The sequence below is a fragment of the Cellulomonas sp. SG140 genome (assembly GCF_025770785.1).
In the GTDB taxonomy this organism is placed as follows: domain Bacteria; phylum Actinomycetota; class Actinomycetes; order Actinomycetales; family Cellulomonadaceae; genus Cellulomonas.
In genome coordinates this window covers 1-14,757 of record NZ_JANZLA010000009.1, presented here as the reverse complement: position 1 = coordinate 14,757, position 14,757 = coordinate 1, and the positions used below count along the sequence as shown (strand labels likewise).

13 protein-coding genes and 1 riboswitch are annotated in these 14,757 nt (G+C 75.5%); of the genes, 6 read left to right on the top strand and 7 right to left on the bottom strand.

Going from position 1 to position 14,757, the window contains the following annotated elements:
* The first annotated feature begins 67 nt into the window (after nt 1-67).
* Entirely contained in the window at nt 68-841 is a 774-nt protein-coding gene (locus tag N0B34_RS15225) for a VIT family protein (protein WP_263731448.1), read from the top strand.
* A 57-nt stretch (nt 842-898) separates the two neighbouring features.
* Here N0B34_RS15225 and N0B34_RS15220 read toward each other — a convergent pair whose 3' ends face one another.
* On the bottom strand, nt 899-2,161 hold the full coding sequence (locus tag N0B34_RS15220) for an O-succinylhomoserine sulfhydrylase (RefSeq protein ID WP_263731449.1): 1,263 nt from the start codon (nt 2,159-2,161) through the stop codon (nt 899-901).
* A complete protein-coding gene (locus tag N0B34_RS15215) occupies nt 2,158-2,577 on the bottom strand; it encodes a rhodanese-like domain-containing protein (RefSeq protein ID WP_263731450.1) in 420 nt (139 codons plus the stop codon). Before N0B34_RS15215 ends, N0B34_RS15220 begins: the two co-directional genes overlap by 4 nt.
* A gap of 273 nt (nt 2,578-2,850) precedes the next feature.
* A riboswitch (SAM riboswitch) is annotated at nt 2,851-2,965 on the top strand.
* Between the two features lie 31 nt (nt 2,966-2,996).
* Here N0B34_RS15215 and N0B34_RS15210 point away from each other — a divergent pair.
* Nucleotides 2,997-4,370 carry an aminotransferase class V-fold PLP-dependent enzyme gene (locus N0B34_RS15210; RefSeq protein ID WP_263731451.1) on the top strand — a complete coding sequence of 458 codons (1,374 nt, stop codon included), beginning with the start codon at nt 2,997-2,999 and terminating at the stop codon, nt 4,368-4,370.
* 64 nt (nt 4,371-4,434) lie between these two features.
* On the opposite strand, the gene N0B34_RS15205 is transcribed toward N0B34_RS15210, so the two are convergent.
* On the bottom strand, nt 4,435-5,031 hold the full coding sequence (locus tag N0B34_RS15205; protein ID WP_263731452.1) for a pentapeptide repeat-containing protein: 597 nt from the start codon (nt 5,029-5,031) through the stop codon (nt 4,435-4,437).
* 114 nt (nt 5,032-5,145) lie between these two features.
* On the opposite strand from N0B34_RS15205, the gene N0B34_RS15200 reads away from it, so the two are divergent.
* The gene (locus N0B34_RS15200; protein ID WP_263731453.1) at nt 5,146-5,721 is read left to right on the top strand and encodes a GNAT family N-acetyltransferase; all 576 of its coding nucleotides are present in this window, start codon (nt 5,146-5,148) and stop codon (nt 5,719-5,721) included.
* A complete protein-coding gene (locus N0B34_RS15195; RefSeq protein ID WP_263731454.1) occupies nt 5,722-7,023 on the top strand; it encodes an APC family permease in 1,302 nt (433 codons plus the stop codon).
* On the opposite strand, the gene N0B34_RS15190 is transcribed toward N0B34_RS15195, so the two are convergent.
* From N0B34_RS15190 to N0B34_RS15180, 3 genes are read right to left on the bottom strand one after another with little or no spacing between them, the layout of a single operon-like run.
* Nucleotides 6,953-7,981, bottom strand: coding sequence for a MaoC family dehydratase (locus tag N0B34_RS15190; protein WP_263731455.1), 1,029 nt, complete (start codon nt 7,979-7,981; stop codon nt 6,953-6,955). The two genes, N0B34_RS15195 and N0B34_RS15190, sit on opposite strands and share 71 nt — an antisense overlap.
* A complete protein-coding gene (locus tag N0B34_RS15185) occupies nt 7,978-9,396 on the bottom strand; it encodes a 3-oxoacyl-ACP reductase (protein ID WP_263731456.1) in 1,419 nt (472 codons plus the stop codon). Before N0B34_RS15185 ends, N0B34_RS15190 begins: the two co-directional genes overlap by 4 nt.
* A gap of 1 nt (nt 9,397) precedes the next feature.
* A complete protein-coding gene (locus tag N0B34_RS15180) occupies nt 9,398-10,753 on the bottom strand; it encodes an acetyl-CoA C-acetyltransferase (RefSeq protein WP_263731457.1) in 1,356 nt (451 codons plus the stop codon).
* A 111-nt stretch (nt 10,754-10,864) separates the two neighbouring features.
* Between N0B34_RS15180 and N0B34_RS15175 the strand changes: the two genes are divergently transcribed.
* The gene (locus N0B34_RS15175; RefSeq protein WP_412175732.1) at nt 10,865-11,596 is read left to right on the top strand and encodes a TetR/AcrR family transcriptional regulator; all 732 of its coding nucleotides are present in this window, start codon (nt 10,865-10,867) and stop codon (nt 11,594-11,596) included.
* Nucleotides 11,593-13,653: an acyl-CoA dehydrogenase gene (locus tag N0B34_RS15170; RefSeq protein WP_263731458.1), complete on the top strand. Its 2,061-nt coding sequence runs from the start codon at nt 11,593-11,595 to the stop codon at nt 13,651-13,653. The genes N0B34_RS15175 and N0B34_RS15170 overlap by 4 nt, the downstream gene beginning before the upstream one ends.
* 79 nt (nt 13,654-13,732) lie before the next feature.
* Here the strand turns inward: N0B34_RS15170 and N0B34_RS15165 are convergent, their stop codons facing one another.
* A complete protein-coding gene (locus tag N0B34_RS15165) occupies nt 13,733-14,668 on the bottom strand; it encodes a DUF2599 domain-containing protein (RefSeq protein WP_263731459.1) in 936 nt (311 codons plus the stop codon).
* Nucleotides 14,669-14,757: the final 89 nt, after the last annotated feature.

Genomic DNA, 14,757 nt, shown 5'->3' with positions numbered 1-14,757 from the left:
CGGCCTAGAGTCGTGACCAGGGCCGCCACGCCGGTGGCCACCACCCCTTCGTTTTCCGGGAGTCGCCATGACCGATGCGCCCGAGTCGACGTCCGCCCCGCAGCCGACCCAGCCAGCACCGGGCGGCCAGGACCCGGCCGAGCTGCACGAGGAGCCGCACGACGCGAAGGTCGGATCGAGGCTGAACTGGCTGCGTGCGGGCGTGCTCGGCGCCAACGACGGCATCGTCTCCACCGCCGGCATCGTCATCGGCGTCGCCGGTGCCACCACCTCGGTCACGGCCATCGCCACCGCGGGCATCGCGGGCATGGTGGCCGGCTCGCTGTCCATGGCCGGCGGTGAGTACGTGTCCGTCAGCACCCAGCGGGACACCGAGAAGGCGCTGCTGACCAAGGAGCGCTGGGAGCTGGAGAACATGCCGGACGAGGAGCTCGAGGAGCTCACCCGGCTCTACCAGGCGAAGGGCATCTCCCGGCGGGTCGCGGAGGAGGTGGCTCGGGACCTCACGAAGAACGACGCCCTGCGCGCGCACGCCGAGACCGAGCTCGGGCTGGACCCGGACGAGCTGACCAACCCGTGGCACGCCGCAGGCTCGTCGTTCATCTCGTTCGCGGTCGGCGCGCTCATCCCGCTGGTGGTGATCCTGCTGCCGATCGACGGCGCGCGGGTGTGGGCCACCGTGGTGGCCGTCGTCGTGGGCCTGGTGCTCACCGGGTTCCTCAGCGCTCGCCTGGGCAAGGCGCCGGAGGGCCGGGCGATCCTGCGCAACGTCGGCATGGGCATCCTGACCATGGCGATCACCTACGCCGTCGGCAAGATCTTCGGGACGACGGTCGCCTGACCCGCTCGGCGGGCCGCCCGGGCCCCCGGCCGGGTGGTCTGTCAGCCGCCCGGCCGGTCAGCCGGCGGACCCGGCGGCGTCCAGCGCCTGGGACAGGTCGTCGACCAGGTCGTCCACGTCCTCCAGGCCGACGGACAACCGGACCGTCGACTCGGCGATGCCGACCGCCGCGCGGCCGGCGGCACCGAGCTTGCGGTGGGTCGTCGTCGCCGGGTGCGTGACCATCGACTTGGCGTCGCCCAGGTTGTTGGACACGTCGATCACCCGCAGGGCGTCGAGCACCGCGAACGTGCGGCGCTTGGCCTCGTCCGCACCGGCGCCCTCCGGCACGGCCAGCTCGAACGTCACCACGGTGCCGCCGCCCGTCTGCTGCGCCAGCGCGAGCTGGTGCTGGGGGTGCGACGGCAGGAACGGGTAGCGGACGCCGGCGACGGCCGGGTGCTGCTCGAGCCAGCCCGCGAGGTGCAGCGCCGAGGCGGCCTGGTGGCGCACCCGCAGGGACATCGTCTCGAGCCCCTTGAGCAGCACCCAGGCGTTGAACGGCGACAGCGACGGACCGGTGTTGCGGATCAGCGTGCGGACGGGCCCGTGCAGCAGCTCCGTCGACCCGAGGATCGCCCCGCCGAGCACCCGGCCCTGCCCGTCGATGTGCTTGGTGGCGGAGTAGACCACCACGTCGGCGCCGTGCTCGAGCGGGCGGGAGAAGACGGGCGTGGCGAAGACGTTGTCGACCACCACGACGGCGCCGGCGGCGTGGGCCAGGGCGGACACCGCGGCGATGTCGACCAGGTCCTGCATCGGGTTGGACGGCGTCTCGAAGAAGACGACGTCGGCCGGGGTGGCCAGCGCGGCCTGCCACTGCTCCGGGACGTGGCCGTCGACGTAGTCGGTGCGCACGCCCCAGCGGGTGAGGATCTCGTCGAAGATCACGATCGACGAGCCGAACAGCGCGCGGGCGGCGACGATCCGGGAGCCCGACGAGACGAGCGCGGCGAGCGTCGTGAACACGGCGGACATCCCGCTGGCCGTGGCCACGGCCGCCTCGGCGCCCTCGAGCAGGCGCAGGCGCTCCTCGAACGTGGACACGGTCGGGTTGCCGTAGCGGGAGTACTGGAACCGGTCGGCCTCACCGGCGAAGGCCGCCTCGGCGTCCGCGGACCGCTCGTACACGTAGCCCTGGGTGAGGAACAGCGCCTCGGACGTCTCGTCGAAGCCCGAGCGGACCAGGCCGCCGCGCACGGCGAGCGTGTCGGGCCGCAGCCCGGCGCGGTCCACCCGGCGGTCGTCCCAGTCGGCGGGTCCCGGGACCCGGCGGCTCACGCCTGCCGCCACGGCAGGCCGTCGGCGCGCCAGCCGGTGTGGCCGCGCTGCCCGTCCGGGCCGACGTCCCCCTCGAAGCCCTGGAGCACGTTGTGCACCGGACCGAAACCAGCCGCTTGCGCCGCGAGACCGGCGGCGACGGACCGCACGCCCGACCGGCACAGGAACACGAGGTCCCGGCCGTCGCCGGGCTGCACACCGGCCAGCGCCAGCTGGTCGAGGAACTGCGGGTTCACCGCGTGGGTGGTCCCGGACAGCCACTCGACGAAGACGGGCTCGCGGCCCAGGTCCGCGGTGTCCGGCACGCCGATCTGCTGCCACTCGCCGGCCGTGCGGACGTCGACCAGCACGGCATGCTCGTCGGACGCGAGCAGGTCCCAGGCCTCGCGCGGGGTCAGGTCGTCGATGTCGCTCATGTGCTCCTCCATCGGTCCCGGCGGTAGCACCCGTGTCCGGTCCGCGCCGTGGGGCGTGGTCCGCGGGTTGCTGCGGCGTCGTCGATCCGGGTCTCTCGGCCGCTCTGGATGGTGGCGAGATGCTATGCCCGGGGCGGAGCGCCGTCCCAGTGCGCGGACGAAGTGTCTTGCATGACGAGATACAAGGGCGTGGGCGGTTGACAGCGGGCCCGGGCGCCGCCGAACCTCGTCTCGGTCATGAGCGCCAGCGAGCGCCGGCTGGGGTCCCGCACGGGTCCGCAGGCGGCGTGCAAGCCCCGGCTCGCTGGCCGGCAACCCTCCCTCCGCGGCGGGGTGCCCCGGGTGACGACCGGGCCGTCCGCCGTCCGGCGGAGGGCAAGCGCGGACCTCGCCGAGGTCCCTCCCGCCGGAGGACTGCCATGACCAGCGTGCTCGAGACGTCGCCCGTCTGCACCGACATCCCCGCCCTGCTGCCCGTCGTCGGGGCCGACACCCTGGTGCCGCTGGTGGACGGCAGCAGCGTCGTCTACGCCAACCTCGACTGCGCCGCGAGCGCCCCCGCGCTGCAGTCGGTGGCGGACCGGATCGCCGAGGTACTGCCCCTGTACGCCTCGGTGCACCGCGGGGCGGGGTACCTCTCCCAGGTGTCCACCGCCCTGTACGAGTCCGCGCGGTCGACGGTCGCAGCGTTCGTCGGGGCGCGGGCCGACGACGTCGCGATCATCACGCGCAACACCACGGACTCCCTGAACCTGCTGGCCGGCGTGGTGCCCGGCGCGGTGCTGGTGCTCGACGTGGAGCACCACGCCAACCTGCTGCCGTGGGTGCATGCCGCCCGCGCCCGCCACCGGACCACGATCCTGCCGGTGGCGGCCACCGTCGCGGGGACCCTGGCCGCGCTGCGTGCCGAGCTCGCCGCCAACGAGTACGCCCTGGTCACGGTCACGGGGGCGTCGAACGTGACCGGGGAGTCGCTGCCGCTGGACGCCGTCGTGGCGGCCGCGCACGAGGCCGGTGCGCGGGTGGCCGTCGACGGAGCCCAGCTGGTGCCGCACCGCGGCTTCTCGCTGGCGGCCAGCGGCGCGGACTACGTCGCCTTCTCGGGGCACAAGACGTATGCACCGTTCGGCGCGGGCGCGCTGGTCGGCCGGCGGGACTGGCTCGACGCGGGCACGCCGTACCTGGCCGGTGGCGGTGCGGTGCGCGACGTGCGTCCGGACCGGACGTTGTGGCAGCCGGCACCGGCGCGGCACGAGGCCGGTTCGCCGAACGTGCTGGGCGCGGTGGCGCTGGCGGAGGCGTGCCAGACGCTGGTCGCCCTGCCGGCCGGGGCACTGACGGCGCACGAGGAGCAGCTGCGGTCCCGGCTGGTGGCCGGGCTCGAGGCGCTGCCCGGGGTGCGGGTGCTGTGGGTGTGGCCGGACTCGGTGGACCCGGTCGGCGTGGTCAGCTTCACGGTCGCGGACCTGGACCCGGGGCTGGTCGCGGCGGTGCTGTCCGCCGAGCACGGGATCGGCGTGCGGGACGGGCGGTTCTGCGCGCACCCGCTGCTGGCGCACCTGTCCGCGTCAGACGGCGCGGTGCGGGCGTCGGTCGGCGTCGGGACGACGAGCGAGGCGGTGGATCGCCTGGTCACGGCCCTGGACCGGCTGCTGGTGGACGGGCCGGCCGCGGAGTACACGGTCGTGGACGGCTGCTGGACGGTGGCGGACGACCCGCGGCCGCTGCTCGACGTGCCGGGGCTGGACCACCTGGCGGCCACCGCGGCGGCGGCCTGCGGTCCGGCCGTCTGACGCGGGCTCGTCGGGACCCGCTCGTCGGGACCCGCTCGTCCGGAGCCGCGGGACCCCGGAGCGCTCAGTCGACCCGGATGCCCAGCTGCTCGGCGAGCGCCGGGGCGAGCTCCAGCAGCAGGTCGCCGGTGATCGTCGACCCCGCCAGCCCGGCGACCCCCTCGATGTGCTCCAGCCCGCGCAGGCCGCGCAGGTCGACGTCGACCAGCCGGGCCGCCGTCACGTCGAGCCGGCGCACCGTGCAGCCGCGCAGCTCGAGCCGACGGACGGTCGCGCCGCCCAGGGCGAGCTCGTCGACGACGCACCCGTCGAGCACCACGTCCACCAGCTCGGACTCGCGCAGGTTCAGGTAGTCCACCTTCCCGCCGTGGACGGTCACCCGCGTCCACGAGGAGCCGTAGGCCTGCACCGCGCCGAGCCGGCAGTCGGTCAGCGTCCCGTCCCACCAGGTGGTGCGGGCGAGGCTCAGCTCGTCGGCCCGCACGCGTGACCAGGACGTGTCGACCAGCCGGGCGCCGTCGAGGCGGACGCCGTCCAGCCGGCAGGCGGTGAACGTGCACTCCAGGACGCGGGCGTCGTGCCCGTCGGCGCCGGACAGGTCGACGTCCGCCAGGTCCACGCCGTCCAGGTCGGCACCGGGGGAGAGCGGCTGGGGCCTCACGCGACCACCGTGCCACGCCCGCGGGACGTGACCGCCCGGGACCCGCCGACGTCGAGGGGCCAGGGGGTCGGAACCCCGGTGCGGGCTGTGGGTGCCGGATGGCAGCATCGCGATGTGCGCCACTCCCTGGTCCTCACCGCGCCCGGTGTCCTGCTGGTCCCGCTCGCCGACGTGCACGCCCCGGCGCTCGCCGCCCTGGTGGACGAGCCGATGTGGCGCGGGATGAGCAGCCCCGTCCCGCGCACGCCGGACGACGTGCTGGACCTGATCGCCGCCGCGGACGCCGATCCGGGCCGGTACGCGTTCGCCGTGGTCGAGGAGTCCAGCGGCGCGGTGGTCGGCAGCACCTCGTTGTACGACGTGACGCTCGCCGCCGGCCGCGCCGAGATCGGGTTCACCTACTACGCGCGCCGGGTGTGGGGCACCACGGTGAACCCCGCCAGCAAGCTCGCCCTGTTCAGCCAAGGGTTCGACGACTGGGGCCTCGCGCGCGTCGCCCTGCGCGCCGACACGGCCAACTCCCGGTCGATCGGGGCGATCCTGCGGCTCGGCGCGACGGCCGAGGGCGTGCTGCGCAGCCACCGCGTGCGGCCCGACGGCAGCCGCGGGGACACCGCGTACTTCTCGGTGCTGGCGGACGAGTGGCCGGCGGTGCGGGCCGGCCTGGAGCAGCGCGTGGGGCTGACGTAGGTGCCGACGCTCGACCGACGGCTCGGCACCACCGACGCGGTGGTGATCGGGCTGTCGTCGATGCTCGGCGCCGGGGTGTTCGTGGTGCTGGGGCCCGCGACGGCCGCCGCGCGCGGCGGGGTGCTGGTCTCCCTGGTGGTGGCGGCCCTGGTCGCGTGGGCCAACGCGACGTCGACCGCCCAGCTGGCGGCGGTGCTGCCGCGCGCCGGAGGGGTCTACGCGTACGGACGGGAGCGGCTCGGCCCGTGGCCCGGGTTCCTCGCGGGGCTGGCGTTCGTGCTGGGCAAGACGGCGTCGTGCGCGGTGATGGCGGGGACGGTCGCGGCCTACCTGGTTCCGGCGGCGTGGCACCGGCCGGTGGCCGCGCTGATCGTCGTGGTGCTCGTCGCCGTCAACCTCGCGGGCGTCTCGCGGACGGCGGCGGCGGCGCGGCTGCTGCTCGCCGTCGCGGTGGTGGTGCTGGTCACGGTCGTCGTCGTCGCCCTGCGCCGGCACGCCGACGCGCTGCCGGGCGACGTGCTTCCCCACGGTCTGCCCGGCGGGGTGCGCGGCACGCTGCAGGGCGCGGCCCTGCTGTTCTTCGCCTTCGCCGGGTACGCGCGCGTCGCCACGCTCGGCGAGGAGGTGGGTGAGCCTCGCACGACGATCCCGCGGGCCATCCGCATCGCGCTCGCCCTGGTCGCGGTCGGGTACCTCGCCGTGGCGGTCGCGGTGCTGCACGTCCTCGGCGTCGACGGTGCGGCGGGGTCGCGCGCGCCGGTGCTCGACACGGCCACGGCGACCGCCGGCTGGCTGGTGCCGGCCGTGCGGGTGGCCGCCGTCGCGGCAGCGGGTGGTGCGCTGCTCGCCCTGCTCGCCGGGGTGAGCCGCACGGCGTTCGCCATGGCGCGCGAGGGTGACCTGCCGCGCCGGTGGGCCGCCGTCGGCGGGCGCTCGCGGGCGCCGTGGCTGGCCGAGCTGCTGGTCGGCGTGACGGTGGTGGTGCTCACGCTGACGGTCGACCTGACGGGCGTGCTGGTGGTCTCGTCGTTCGGCGTGCTGCTCTACTACGGCATCGGCCACGCGGCGGCCTGGACGCAGCCGGCGGCGGACCGGATCGCACCGCGATGGGTGCCGGTGATGGGTCTGGTCGGGTGCCTGGCGCTCGCGACGGCGCTGCCCGGCTGGGCGGTGGCGGCCGGCGTCGGGCTGCTGGCGGTCGGGTCCGCGGTGCGGGCGGTCGCGGTGCGGGTCAGGCGGTCGGCAGCGGGGAGACCGAGCCGGTCAGGTGGGGACGGCGTCGGCGCGGGTCCCACACGATGAGGTCGTAACCGGTCCCGGTGGATGTGCCGGTGGAGGCGGCGACGGACGTGCCGGTGGCCGGGTCGCTGCGGGCGACACGCACCGCGACGGTGGTCGGCAGCACCACGGGTGCGGCGAAGTCGACCGACCAGGTGAACGACTCGCCGCGGACGGCACCGACGGCGGCCAGCGCCCGGGCGGCGGTGAACATGCCGTGCGCGATGGCGCCGCGGAAGCCGAACGCCCGGGCGGCCGGTGCCCACAGGTGGATCGGGTTCACGTCGCCGGAGACGGCCGCGTAGCGGCGGCCGGTGTCGGCGGGCAGCCGCCAGGAGGCGGTGGGGACGGGCGGCTCGAACGGCCGGCGGTCGGTGGCCTCGTCCGTGCCGGAGCCCGAGCCGGTGCCGTCGGCGGGGGCCGGGGCTGAACCCGGCTCCGGCGCGGGACCGGCCGACCCGGCCAGGCGCACCCCCTTGGCCAGGTAGGTCGACACCCCACGCCACGCGGTGACGCCGTCCGCCGCCACCTCGCTGACCAGGTCCACCTGCGTCCCGGACCGGTGCGCGCGCAGCCCGGTGGCCCACGACCGCACGTCCAGCTCCTGCCCGAGCCGCAGCGGCCGTCGCTGCTCGACGCGGTTGGCGAGGTGCACCAGCCCGAGCAGCGGCAGCGGGAAGTCGTCGCGGACCATCAGGGCGGTCGCGACCGGGAACACCAGCACGTGCACGAACCCGGCGGGCAGCACGTCTGTGCCGGGCTCGCCCACCAGGTGCTGGTACGCGGTGAGCCGGTCGGCGTCGGCCCGCACGCCGTGGGCGCTGAGCGAGACGTGGGGCAGCCCCGTCGTCGCGCCACCCCGGCCGGCTCGCCCGGCGCGACGCGCCACCGCGCCGGCCGCGGCCGCGGTCAGCGCGTGCCGGTACGAGTCGCCGAGCGGTGGCACCGTCGGCAGCTCGACGGTCCGCAGCGCCCCGGTCACCGGCCCACCAGGTTCTGCCCGCACACGCGCAGCGTCCGTCCGACGATGCCGCCGGCGGCCGGCGAGGCGAGGAACGCGACGGCCTCCGCCACGTCCTGCGGCAGGCCGCCCTGCTGCAACGAGTTGAGCCGTCGCGCGACCTGCCTGGTCAGCGCGGGGATCCGCGCCGTCATCTCCGTCTCGATGAACCCGGGGGCCACGGCGTTGGCCGTCCCGCCGAACGGCACCAGCAGGGGAGCGGTGGCGCGCACCATGCCGATCACGCCGGCCTTGGAGGTGGCGTAGTTGGTCTGGCCGCGGTTGCCGGCGATGCCCGACGTCGAGGCGGTGGCGACGATGCGCGGCTCGTCGGTGAAGTCTCCGCTGGTCAGCAGCGCCTCGTTGATCCGCAGCTGGGACTCGAGGTTGACGGCGAGCACCGACGACCAGCGGTCGGGTGTCATGTTCACCAGCAGCTTGTCGCGCGTGATGCCGGCGTTGTGCACCATCACGTCGAGCCGGCCGTGCCGGGCACGCACGTGCTCGAGGATCCGCTCCCCGGCGTCGGCGGCCGTCACGTCGAGCTGCAGCGCGGTGCCGCGTACCTCGTTGGCCACCGCCGTCAGCTGCTCACCGGCGGCCGGTACGTCCACCGCGACGACGTGTGCGCCGTCGCGCGCCAACGTCCGGGCGATCGCCGCGCCGATGCCGCGCGCCGCCCCGGTCACCACGGCCACCCGGCCGTCCAGCGGCCGCTCCCAATCGGCCGGCAGCGTGCCGGCGGTCGAGTCCACGGCGAGCAGCTGACCGTCCACGAAGGCCGACCGCCGGGACAGGAAGAACCGGAGCGAGGCGACCGCCGACGGTGCCGTCACCGGTACCTCGCCCGTCAGCACCACGCCGTTGCCGGTGGACCCGCCGCGCAGCTCCTTGGCCAGCGACCGCAGCAGGCCGTCCACCCCCTGCCGGGCGGCGGCGACCGCCGGGGCGTCGTCCGCGGTGGCCGCCCGGGACACCGTGACCACCCGGCCGCCGCTGCGCAGCCCCTTGATCGGGCCCGCGGCCGCGAGCACCGGCTCGGTCAGCTGGTCCGGGCGCTCGACGGTCGTGAGCACCAGCACGACGGCGCCGTACCGGGCGTCCGGCGCCGCGTGCCGGTGCACCTCCAGGTCCCAGCCGTCGAGCAGGGTCGGCACCTCGCCGGCGGTCGGGCGCATCTCGACGCCGGCCCCTGGTGCCGCGCCGCCCGCCGGCCCGGACAGCAGCCGTGCCAGCGCATCGGCGTCGTCGCCGCGCCCCAGCACCAGCACCGGCCCCTCGACCAGCGGGGCGCCGGGCGTGTACCGCCGCAGGACGGCGGGCCGCGGCAGCCCCAACCGCTTGGCCAGCGTGGCCGTCGGCCCGCTGTTCACCAGCTGCAGGTAGGTGTCCGGCATGTCACGCCGCCTCGAGCAGCACGGCGACACCGAGGCCCCCGGCGGCGCACACCGTCACGAGCGCCCGCACCGGGGAGTCGTCGCCCGCGGCGACCTGCGCCACGTGCCGGGCGTGCAGCTCCTTGGCGGTGCTCGCCACGATCCGTCCCCCGGTCGCGGCGAACGGGTGCCCGGCCGCCAGCGACGAGCCGTGCACGTTCAGCCGCTCCCGCTTCACCGACCCGAAGGCGCCCGGCAGCCCCAGCCGCTCGCGGCCGAACTGCTCCGACTCCCACGCCGCCAGGATGGTCAGCACCGTGGCGGCGAACGCCTCGTGGATCTCCACGTAGTCGAGGTCGTCGAGCGTCAGGCCGTGCCGGGCCAGCAGCCGAGGCGCGGCGTAGGCCGGGGCCATCAGCAGCCCGTCCTCGCCGTGCACGAAGTCGACGGCGGCGACCTCGGCGTCCACCACCGCGGCGAGCGGCGTCAGGCCGTGGTCGGCCGCCCACTGCGCCGACCCCAGCAGCACCGTCGATGCGCCGTCGGTCAGCGGGGTCGAGTTGCCGGCCGTCATCGTCGCGGGGGCGGTCAGGTGGTTGCCGAACGTGGTCCGCAGGCCGGCGAGCTTCTCCAGCGAGGTGTCCGTGCGCAGGTTCGCGTCCCGCGTGAGCCCGCGGTAGCCCGTGACCAGGTCGTCGAAGAACCCGCCGTCCCAGGCGGCGGCGAGGTTGCGGTGGCTGGCCAGCGCCAGCTCGTCCTGCGCCTCGCGCGTGATGCCCCACTCGACGGTCGTCAGCGCCTGGTGCTCGCCCATCGACAGGCCGGTGCGTGGCTCGTCCACCCGCGGCGGGTTGGGCGTCAGGTCCTTGGGCCGCAGGCGGGCGAGCACGGCGGCCCGCTGCCCGACGGTGCGCGCCCGGGAGAGGTCGAGCAGGACGCGGCGCAGGCCCTCGCTGACGGCGATCGGCGCGTCCGACGCGGAGTCGACGCCGCCGGCGATGCCGGACTCGAGCTGGCCGAGGCGAATCTTGTTGGCCAGCAGCAGCACGGCCTCCACGCCCGTGGCGCACGCCTCCTGCAGGTCGACCGCGGGAGTGCGGGAGGAGAGCGCGGAGCCGAGCACCACCTCGCGGGTGAGGTTGAAGTCGCGGGAGTGCTTGAGCACCGCACCGGCGGCGACCTGACCGATCACCTCGTCCTGCAGCCCGTACCGGGCGACGAGCCCGTCGAGCGCGGCGGTCAGCAGGTCCTGGTTGCTCGCGTGGGCGTAGGGGCCGCCGGCGCGGGCGAACGGGACGCGGTTGCCGCCGAGCACGTAGGCGGGGCGCGGGCCGGTCGACGGGGCGGGGCTGGACGACCGGGCGGGGGTGCGGGCCATGGGAGAAGTCCTCTCGCATCGTCACTGATGGGCCTGCTGTGGTGGGACGGGAGGAGGACCTTCGTCCCTTGGATCTGTCCGGAACCGATGGTACCTGATACCGTCGGTTTCGTGAGTGGTCGTGAACCGACCCAGTCGACGACGACGGGCCTTCGGGCGGTGGGCGAGGACGCCCCACCGGCGGACGGTCGCGCCACCCGGTGGGCGGACCACCGTGAGGCCCGGCGGGCGGTGCTGGTGCAGACGGCCCGGCGCACGGTGCACCACGACGGCCCGGACATCTCCATGGACGAGATCGCCGCGGCGGCCGGCACCTCCAAGTCGATCGTCTACCGGTACTTCGCCGACAAGACGGCGCTGCAGGTGGCGGTCGCCGAGCTCGTCGTGCGGGACATCCGCGACGCGCTCGCGGACGCGCTCGCGGCGCACGGCACGCCCCGCGAGGGGCTCCGCGCGATGGTGGACGTGTACCTGGAGATGATCGAGTCGTCGCCCTCGGTGTACGCGTTCGTCACCCGCGACGGGTCCGTGGAGCACTTCCTGGACCAGGTGACCGCCCTGGTGGCGGGCCCCTTCGCCCGCGAGGTTGCCGCGCGGTCCGTCGACTCACCGGGCAGCGCGGCCGCACTGGCCGCCGCCTGGGCTGCCGGCGCCGTCGGCTTCGTCCGTGGCGCCGGGGAGTGGTGGTTGCTGCACCGCCACGAACCCGCCGCACCGAGCCGGGGCGAGCTCGCCGGCCGCGTCTCCACCTGGTTGTGGGCCGGCCCCGTCGGCCTCGTCGTGCGCCCCGGCACCACCGCCCATCCCACAGCAGGCACTTCGACGATGAAGGAGACCTCATGACCACCACCGCCGAACGTCCGGCCACCGCCCGCACCGCGGACGCGACCGTCGACGTCCCGACGCTGGAGCAGCACCTGCTGGGCCGCTACGCGGACCTGCGCCGCAGCGCCCGTGCCGTCGCCGCCGACCCGGCCTTCCAGAAGATCGAGGGCCAGCCGTACGCCGAGCACCGCGAGCGCGTGCTGTCCCAGCTGCGCCGCCTGGTGGCGGAGCACGACGTGCTGCGCGCCTTCCCCACGGCGCTCGGCGGTGCCGACGACCACGGCGGCAGCCTGGCCCGGTTCGAGGAGCTGGTGGCCGGCGACCCGAGCCTGCAGATCAAGGCCGGCGTGCAGTGGGGGCTGTTCGCCTCGGCGATCCTGCACCTCGGCACGGCCGACCACCACGAGCGGCTGCTGCGGGACGCGATGTTCCTGCAGGTGCCGGGCGCCTTCGCGATGACGGAGACCGGCCATGGCTCGGACGTCGCCTCGATCGGCACCACCGCCGAGTACGACGCCGCCACGCAGGAGTTCGTCATCCACACGCCGTTCCGCGGCGCCTGGAAGGACTACCTCGGCAACGCCGCCACGCACGGCACCGCCGCGGTGGTGTTCGCCCAGCTGATCACGGCGGCGCCCGGCGGCGAGCGGGTCAACCACGGCGTGCACGCGTTCTACGTGCCGATCCGCGACGCGGTCACCGGCGAGTTCCTGCCTGGCGTCGGCGGTGAGGACGACGGGTTCAAGGGCGGGCTCAACGGCATCGACAACGGCCGCCTGTGGTTCGACCACGTCCGCGTGCCTCGTCGTGACCTGCTCAACCGGTACGGCGACGTCGCCGCCGACGGCACCTACAGCTCGCCGATCGAGAACCCGGGACGCCGCTTCTTCACCATGCTCGGCACGCTCGTGCAGGGCCGCGTCTCCCTGGACGGCGCGGCCACCAACGCCGCCAAGCTCGCGCTCGCCATCGCGGTCACCTACGCCAACCAGCGCCGCCAGTTCGCGGGTGCGGACGACGACGAGGTGGTGCTGCTGGACCACGGCGAGCACCAGCGCCGGCTGCTCCCGCTGGTCGCGGAGGCCTACGCCGCGACCTACGCCCACGAGGAGCTGCTCGCGGCGTTCGACGACGTGTTCTCCGGCCGGGCGGACACCCCGGCCACCCGTGCCGACCTCGAGACGCTGGCCGCCACGCTGAAGCCGACGTCGACGTGGGCGGCCATGCGCACCATCCAGACGTGCCGCGAGGCCTGCGGCGGCGCCGGCTTCCTCGCCGAGAACCGCCTGGTCGGCCTGCACCAGGACCTGGACGTGTACGTGACGTTCGAGGGCGACAACACGGTGCTGTACCAGCTGGTGGCCAAGCGGCTGCTCGGCGACTACGCCAAGGGCCTGAAGCTGCACTCCGCCGGTGACATGGCACGACTGGTCGCCGAGCGGGCCGCGGACGCCGCCCTGCACCGCACGCCGCTGGTGCGCGCGGCCCAGACGATCGCCGACGTCGGCGACGCGCGCCGCTCGGTGGGCCAGCTGCGCGACGAGTCCACCCAGCGCCAGCTGCTGACCGACCGGGTGGAGACGATGGTCGCCGAGGCTGCCGCCGCCCTCGCGCCGGCGCGCAGCCTGCCGCCCGCTGCGGCAGCAGCGCTGTTCGAGGCTCATCAGCACGAGCTGATCGAGGCGGCTCGCGCTCATGCCGAGCGCGTGCAGTGGGAGGCGTTCACGCGGGCCCTCGCCACGGTCGACGACCCCGGCACCCGCCGGGTGCTCACCCGGCTGCGGGACCTGTTCGGGCTCACGCTCGTCGAGCGGCACCTCGCCTGGTACCTGATCCACGGGCGGTTGTCCGCGGGCCGGGCCCGCACGGTGTCGTCGTACATCGACCGGCTGCTGGTGCGGCTGCGTCCGCACGCGCAGGACCTGGTGGACGCGTTCGGCTACGGACCGGAGCACCTGCGCGCCGCGATCGCCTCGGGTGCCGAGCAGGTGCGGCAGGACGAGGCGCGGGCGTGGAACCGGGCGCAGCGGGCGTCCGGCGAGGCGGCGGTGCCGGAGCGGCACGTGCGGGGCTGAGCCTGCGCGGGGCTGAGCCTGCGCGCGCTTGAACCTGCGCGGTGCTGACCTGCGGGTCGTCCGCAGCGGCCGCGCGCCGTCAGCCGGCAGCGGTGGGGGCAGGCGGGGTCACGACGTCGGCAGCCGTCGGGTTGCACCGCGTGCGCAGCATCGTCAGCGCGTCGACCTGAGGCCGCCACGGCTCGATGTGCCACGTGGACTTGCCGGCCGCACCGAGCACGTGGCACAGCAGCTGCTCGTGCATCGTCGGGCTGTTCGCGTCGGGGTGCTGCGCGACGAGCTGGCTCCACAGCGCCTGCTGAGCGGCGAGCGTGCCGCTGCGGGCCCACTCGCTCGGGGTGATCTCGAGCGAGCGGCCGCCCTCCGCCTCGCCCCAGCTCGCCGCCAGCACCGCGGTGCCGGACAGCCAGGTGGTCACGGGCCCGTCGGGGGCCGTGACCCCGAGCCCGCTGCCGGTGACGCGGTCGATCCGCAGCACCGCCGCCGGCGTGCCGACCACGGTGAACCGCGCGCTCGGCGTCGGTGCGCTGAGCCCGAGCAGGAAGGACCCGTCGGAGGCGGAGACCACCGCCGAGCCGTCCTCGAGGACGGCGGCGGTGGAGCCGGCCGGACCGGTGAGCCACGCCAGCGGCACGGCGGGCGGTGCGGAGGCCGCGGGGCTGGCGGGCGTGGAGGTCGGTGCTCCGCTCTCACCGCCGCCCCTGACGACGAGGTGCAGGTGGGCGGAGCCGTCCGGGTCGGCGCTCGCGTCGGCGGTGACGGAGGCGTCCGGGACCGCGGCGGCGCTGACTCCGTTGGCGGTCACGGCCAGGCCCCTCGTGCGGACGTCCGCCGCCGAGGGGTCGGTGGGCGCGGGCGCAGCCGTGCTCGCCGTCGGCCTGGCAGCGGCCGGCCTGGACGTGTCGCCGGCCGTGCACGCCGACGCGACGCCGACCAGGACGCACACCAGGGCGAACGCGCGGCCGGCGCGCACCCGCCGGCGACCGTCCGTGCTCGGCCCGCGGTGGCTGGACACGCAGGCACCCTAACCGGGCGGACGCGCGCCCGGGCGGTCCGACGGCGGCACCCTGGTCCCACGCCCCGCGGCGTCGGTGGACGAGAATG

Excerpts from the sequence above, each read along its gene's own strand:
- N0B34_RS15225 (WP_263731448.1), top strand. The coding sequence starts at position 68 with ATGACCGATGCGCCCGAGTCGACGTCCGCCCCGCAGCCGACCCAGCCA.
- N0B34_RS15215 (WP_263731450.1), bottom strand. The coding sequence starts at position 2,577 with ATGAGCGACATCGACGACCTGACCCCGCGCGAGGCCTGGGACCTGCTC.
- N0B34_RS15210 (WP_263731451.1), top strand. The coding sequence starts at position 2,997 with ATGACCAGCGTGCTCGAGACGTCGCCCGTCTGCACCGACATCCCCGCC.
- N0B34_RS15185 (WP_263731456.1), bottom strand. The coding sequence starts at position 9,396 with ATGCCGGACACCTACCTGCAGCTGGTGAACAGCGGGCCGACGGCCACG.
- N0B34_RS15180 (WP_263731457.1), bottom strand. The coding sequence starts at position 10,753 with ATGGCCCGCACCCCCGCCCGGTCGTCCAGCCCCGCCCCGTCGACCGGC.
- N0B34_RS15170 (WP_263731458.1), top strand. The coding sequence starts at position 11,593 with ATGACCACCACCGCCGAACGTCCGGCCACCGCCCGCACCGCGGACGCG.